We start from the raw sequence: 5,093 nt of genomic DNA, 5'->3' as shown, positions 1-5,093 counted from the left end.
CACTACTTCATATAATATTGGAATAATTAAAGCAGGTATCATATTGCCTGTCTGTATTTTTTATATTCATTATATTAAGTCCTATTGCTATAATACCCGCCGACTCCTGATAAATTTGCAATCATAATTGGTGTAAATAGGTCTTTTAATACTGTAGCAAGCAATACAATAAGCCTTTGATATAAAAATATGACAACTGATGAGAATGCAACTCCTATCATACTTTACCAACCTTATTTTCTCTTCCATAGTAAAAAAGATATTGTTGAGCAAATCCCGCATTTTCTCCAAATATTCTTCTGCCTTCATCTGCTATTTTATTCTTTGGGGTGGCTTTCCCAAGATATAGTTCTTCCATAACTCTTTTTATCCAAACATCTACAGGAAAAGACTCGCTTCTTTTAAATGCAAACAATAAAATGCAATCGCAAACCTTAGGGCCAACTCCCGGTAATTTCATAAGTTCTTTTCTGGCTGTTTCTATATCTGCCGTTCTCAACAGCTCCATATCTAACATGCCATTGCTAATCATCTGTGCCGACTCGACAATATATCTATCTCTATAACCAACTCTTGCCTTTTCTCTTAAGTCTTCTACACTTGCCTTTGCAAGCTCCTCCGGTGTGGGAAATCTTGAGTGTGTTTCATCTATTTTTTCTCCATATTTATCTGCAATAAAATTCACCGCTTTTTTTATGCGTGTTATGTTGGAATTTTGAGAAATTATAAATGATATTATAGTTTCAAATGGGTCTTGATTTAAAATTCTTATTCCTCTTCCATATTCCACGGCATCTTTTAAAGTCTCCTCAAAAGATAACTCCTCTATCATAGATAGATAGTCTCTGTCTAAATCAAAATAATCTCTCCAAATTTTTTCAAATTCTTCTATTGTAGTATTTAGTTCCACAACTCCATCCACTACCTTGACATTCAGCACTCTGCCAAATGCCACTGTAGTATATGAGCCATCTTCTTCAGCTTCCCATCTAAATGCTTGACCACACTCAAAAATTTGCTTAGGCATAAAATTTGTAACGCCCCTAAGTAATACTTTTCCTTCCAAGCTCTCTATTTTCATTTTTCTCCTCATATTAAAATATATTAAAAAAACCGGTTCTACCGGTTTAATAATTGTTCTTTAAATAATAAGATAATTTAAAAAGTGAATCATTTATCCTTATATTTTCTATAACCGGACCTTCAACTGCCACATCAACGGGAGCAAAATTCCAAATTCCCTTTATTCCAAGTGATGCCAATTTATAAATTACATCCACAGCAGCATTTTTAGGTACTGTTATAACAGCAACTTCAACTTTATTAGTTTTTATAAACTCTTCTAAGTTTTTTATATCTAAAATTGAAACTCCACTTACATCTTTTCCTATTTTTTCTTTATCGTTATCAAATAGTGCAATAATCTTAAAGCCACTATTTTTTATACCTTCGTAGTCTGCTATTGCCATTCCAAGTCTTCCTGCGCCTACAACAACCGTATTATATGCATGATTCATCCCAAGAATTTCTGAAATTTCTTGTTTAAGCGCCTCAGTGTTGTATCCATAGCCCTGCTGACCGAAACCACCAAAATTATTTAAATCCTGTCTTATTTGGCTTGCCGTAAATCCTGTGAGTCTACTAAGTTCCTGAGATGATATTCTCTCTATCCCCTTGCTAACTACATCCGAAATCATTCTGTGATATATCGGCAATCTTCTTATGACAGTTTCTGATACTTTGTTCTTAGCTGCCACTTTTAACCCTCCCATTATGTATATGTCAATTATATCAATCTTTAAATTAAAAGTAAAATTTGATAGAATGAAAAATGAGGTTAAATAAATGATTTTAAATATAAAAAACTTATCAAAGTCATATGTAGTTGACCCTATTTTAGAGTCTGTAAATATGATTGTAGAAGATAGAGACAAAGTCGGCTTAATCGGAAACAACGGGAGTGGAAAAACCACTCTTCTAAAAATTATATCAAATGATATTTCTAAAGATGCCGGAGACATCATAATTCCCAAAGATATAAAAATAGGATATCTAAAACAAGAACATGATTTTGAAGATGGACTTTCTATATATGGTGCTTGTGAACAAGAATTCAAAAACTTAATAAAGATGGACTTAGAGCTAAAATCATTAGAGGCTAAGCTATCAGAGCCAAACAATCCTAACTTAGAAAATGACATAGAGCGTTACGGACACTTACAAGAGAAATTTATAGAACTTGGAGGATTCTCATATCCCTCTATGATCCGTGGCACTTTAATAGGTCTTGGATTTTCAGAGGAAGATTTTAATCGTAATGTAAACACACTATCAGGTGGTCAAAAATCCCGAGTGGGTCTTGCAAAACTATTATTGTCTAAACCTGATTTAATGCTTCTTGACGAACCTACTAACCATTTAGATGTGGATGCCATTTCTTGGCTTGAAAAATATTTAAAAGACTATCTTGGCGCTTGTATAATAATATCTCACGACAGATATTTTTTAAACAATGTCGTAAATAAGATAGTCTTGTTGGAAAACCATAGCTTGACAACATTCGTGGGAAACTATGATGTCTATGTTAAAGAACGTAAAAAACAAATAGAACAACTTACAAAACAATATGAAAACCAACAAAAAGAAATAAAAAGACAAGAGCAAATTATCGAAAGATATATGAGTTTAGGGCGTGATAGATTTATAAGACAGGGAAAATCTCGACAAAAACTCTTAGAAAAAATGAAGAGACTTCCGCCCCCTAATGAGAGTAAAAAAACTAAGTTGTCTTTTACTCCTCTCTACGAATCCGGTAAGGACGTACTACAAGTAAAGGAACTTTCCAAATCATTTTCTAATAAGAAAATTTTTGAGAATATTACTTTTAATATCTATAAAAATGAAAAATGCGGAATAATCGGCGACAATGGAGTTGGAAAATCTACTCTGTTTAAAATATTGACTGAAGAACTTGAAAAAACTTCAGGCTCAATCCAATACGGTTCAAAATTAAAAATAGCTTATTTTGACCAAGAAATGGAACATCTAAATCCTGACAATACAGTCATCGATGAGATATGGGATGAATATCCAAAATTAACTCACTATGAAATTCGTTCATATCTTGCAAAATTTCTATTCATCGGAGACGATGTTTTTAAAATAATCGGTGATTTATCCGGTGGAGAAAAAGGACGTGTATCCATTTTAAAATTGATGTTAAAGGGTGCCAACACTCTATTCTTGGACGAACCTACAAACCATTTAGATATAGATTCCAAAGAAGTATTTGAAGAAGCAATACGCTCGTTTGATGGAACAGTTATATCAATCTCTCACGATAGATATTTTTTAAATTCCACTTGCGATAAAATTTTGAAAATGAACTCCGATGGTATGTATGAATTTCTGGGAAATTATGACTACTATCTTCAAAAGACAAAAGGCGATGATGAAGATGATGAAGTTGTCCTATCTAAAACAATGATACAAAATCAAAAGAAACAAGAAAAACAACTTAGAGATGAGCAAAAAAATTAAAGACACAAAAGAAAAACTTGGAACTACAAATATCAAATTTAGAACAAGCAATTCTAGAAATAGATACAGAACTCTCCAATCCCGATATTTATTCAGATATAGAAAAAGTTAAAGACCTTAGTAATAAAAGACAAAACTTATCAGATGAATTATCTACAGTTTATGAAGCTTGGATAGAACTTGAAGAACTATAGTGTGGAGAAATTAAAAAACACCAAAACTTATCCACAAATTTATATGGCTTAATTTAGAGATTCTCAATTAACATATATATTATTTCTTGATTTATAGCTAAATTAAGCCATTTTATTTTACACACTTATATTCACAATCAAAAACTCCCCTATCCCTTTTATTTACTTAATCCACAAATTTATCCACATTGTCCACACGTTTATATACAAATGTTCTATTATTTTTTGTTAATTCTTATCCACATATTGTGAATTTCATGTGTAAAACTGTACTTTAAAGAGTTATTTTAGCAGTTTATTTAACTGCTTTATGAATTCAGCTTAAATTTTTAAACCCCTCTACTCAATTCTAATATTTCACTTATGTATTTAGTTGTTTATTAAACTTTTAGTTTATAATTAAGTAATTGAGATATTTTCAAAGAATGATAAACTATAATTAGATTTTAGCGTTTTGCGGTGGTTACCGTTTGGTAGTTTTTATCTGATGCCTAAATATTGATGAAGAGCCTGAAGAAGTCCTGATGTGGAATTTTTAAAGGCTAAAAAAATACCTAGAAGCTCAGAGTTTTTACAAGAAAAAATCCAAAAAATAAAAAAGCATCAACACCATCATTAGATTGCAAAGTACGAGGGATTTCCTTACGACCGTAGCTATCTTTTTTTGGTTGTAAAGATTTACCCTCTTCTTAAAAAACGAGGAGGTGTAAAAATGCTAAATTCACTATTAAATTTTTTCAACCTTTCTAAAAAGGGTTTTGTACGTATTATCATAGGTTCATGCATAATGGCTTTTACTCTTGTAAATATCCATATGCAATCAAACATAACTGAAGGTGGTGTCTTAGGACTGACAATGCTCCTATATAAATTACTTGATTTTGATCCCGCCATTATAAGTCCTTTACTTGACTTTGCTTGTTTTAGTTTAGGAGTTTCATTATTTGGAAAAAAATTTTTAAAAAGAACTGCTATAGCTTGTTTTAGTTTTGCTATTTTTTATAAAATATTCCTAATTACAGGCGCAGTTGTTCCCAGTCTATATGACTTTCCAATTTTATCTGCTATAATTGGCGGAATTGGCATTGGAGTAGGTTGTGGTCTAGTAGTTTCACAAGCTTGTGCTGCAGGTGGAGACGACGCATTAGCTCTCGTATTATCTAAAAAATTAAATTTAAATATCAGCAAAGTTTATTTTTTAACTGATGCAATTGTGCTAACTATGTCTTTAATGTATATACCAATGGGAAGAATTATATTTTCTCTTTTAACAACTATTGTATCTTCTTTAATCATTGGACAATTTGAAATGCCTGTTACAATCCATACTAAATCTGGCGTGAGAGTTTAATCGAGATT

6 protein-coding genes are annotated in these 5,093 nt (G+C 31.6%); 3 read left to right on the top strand and 3 right to left on the bottom strand.

Features of this window, described 5'->3' with window-relative positions; genetic code table 11:
- Nucleotides 1-74: 74 nt before the first annotated feature.
- The 3 genes from HMPREF9129_RS10925 to HMPREF9129_RS02810 are packed head-to-tail and all read right to left on the bottom strand — an operon-like array spanning nucleotide 75 to nucleotide 1,772.
- On the bottom strand, nucleotides 75-221 hold the full coding sequence (locus HMPREF9129_RS10925; protein WP_004820154.1) for a DUF554 family protein: 147 nt from the start codon (nucleotides 219-221) through the stop codon (nucleotides 75-77).
- A complete protein-coding gene (locus tag HMPREF9129_RS02815; protein WP_040552224.1) occupies nucleotides 218-1,081 on the bottom strand; it encodes a DNA-3-methyladenine glycosylase family protein in 864 nt (287 codons plus the stop codon). Before HMPREF9129_RS02815 ends, HMPREF9129_RS10925 begins: the two co-directional genes overlap by 4 nt.
- A 46-nt stretch (nucleotides 1,082-1,127) precedes the next feature.
- The gene (locus HMPREF9129_RS02810; protein WP_004820150.1) at nucleotides 1,128-1,772 is read right to left on the bottom strand and encodes a redox-sensing transcriptional repressor Rex; all 645 of its coding nucleotides are present in this window, start codon (nucleotides 1,770-1,772) and stop codon (nucleotides 1,128-1,130) included.
- A gap of 73 nt (nucleotides 1,773-1,845) precedes the next feature.
- On the opposite strand from HMPREF9129_RS02810, the gene HMPREF9129_RS02805 reads away from it, so the two are divergent.
- The 3 genes from HMPREF9129_RS02805 to HMPREF9129_RS02800 all read left to right on the top strand — a co-directional run bounded on the left by HMPREF9129_RS02805 (nucleotide 1,846) and on the right by HMPREF9129_RS02800 (nucleotide 5,085).
- A complete protein-coding gene (locus HMPREF9129_RS02805) occupies nucleotides 1,846-3,540 on the top strand; it encodes an ABC-F family ATP-binding cassette domain-containing protein (protein WP_004820148.1) in 1,695 nt (564 codons plus the stop codon).
- 17 nt (nucleotides 3,541-3,557) lie between these two features.
- Nucleotides 3,558-3,734 carry an ABC transporter C-terminal domain-containing protein gene (locus HMPREF9129_RS12655; protein ID WP_004820147.1) on the top strand — a complete coding sequence of 59 codons (177 nt, stop codon included), beginning with the start codon at nucleotides 3,558-3,560 and terminating at the stop codon, nucleotides 3,732-3,734.
- 712 nt (nucleotides 3,735-4,446) lie between these two features.
- A complete protein-coding gene (locus tag HMPREF9129_RS02800; protein ID WP_040552222.1) occupies nucleotides 4,447-5,085 on the top strand; it encodes a YitT family protein in 639 nt (212 codons plus the stop codon).
- The last annotated feature ends 8 nt before the right edge of the window (nucleotides 5,086-5,093 follow it).

The sequence above is a fragment of the Peptoniphilus indolicus ATCC 29427 genome (genome assembly GCF_000227315.1).
Classification (GTDB): domain Bacteria; phylum Bacillota; class Clostridia; order Tissierellales; family Peptoniphilaceae; genus Peptoniphilus; species Peptoniphilus indolicus.
Note: the sequence above shows the minus strand (reverse complement) of the source record. Positions and strands in the feature narration are given on the sequence as shown.

What these genes read in the sequence shown, in the direction of transcription:
- HMPREF9129_RS10925 (WP_004820154.1), bottom strand. Translation starts at nt 221, where the DNA reads ATGATAGGAGTTGCATTCTCATCAGTTGTCATATTTTTATATCAAAGG.
- HMPREF9129_RS02815 (WP_040552224.1), bottom strand. Translation starts at nt 1,081, where the DNA reads ATGAAAATAGAGAGCTTGGAAGGAAAAGTATTACTTAGGGGCGTTACA.
- HMPREF9129_RS02810 (WP_004820150.1), bottom strand. Translation starts at nt 1,772, where the DNA reads ATGGGAGGGTTAAAAGTGGCAGCTAAGAACAAAGTATCAGAAACTGTC.
- HMPREF9129_RS02805 (WP_004820148.1), top strand. Translation starts at nt 1,846, where the DNA reads ATGATTTTAAATATAAAAAACTTATCAAAGTCATATGTAGTTGACCCT.
- HMPREF9129_RS02800 (WP_040552222.1), top strand. Translation starts at nt 4,447, where the DNA reads ATGCTAAATTCACTATTAAATTTTTTCAACCTTTCTAAAAAGGGTTTT.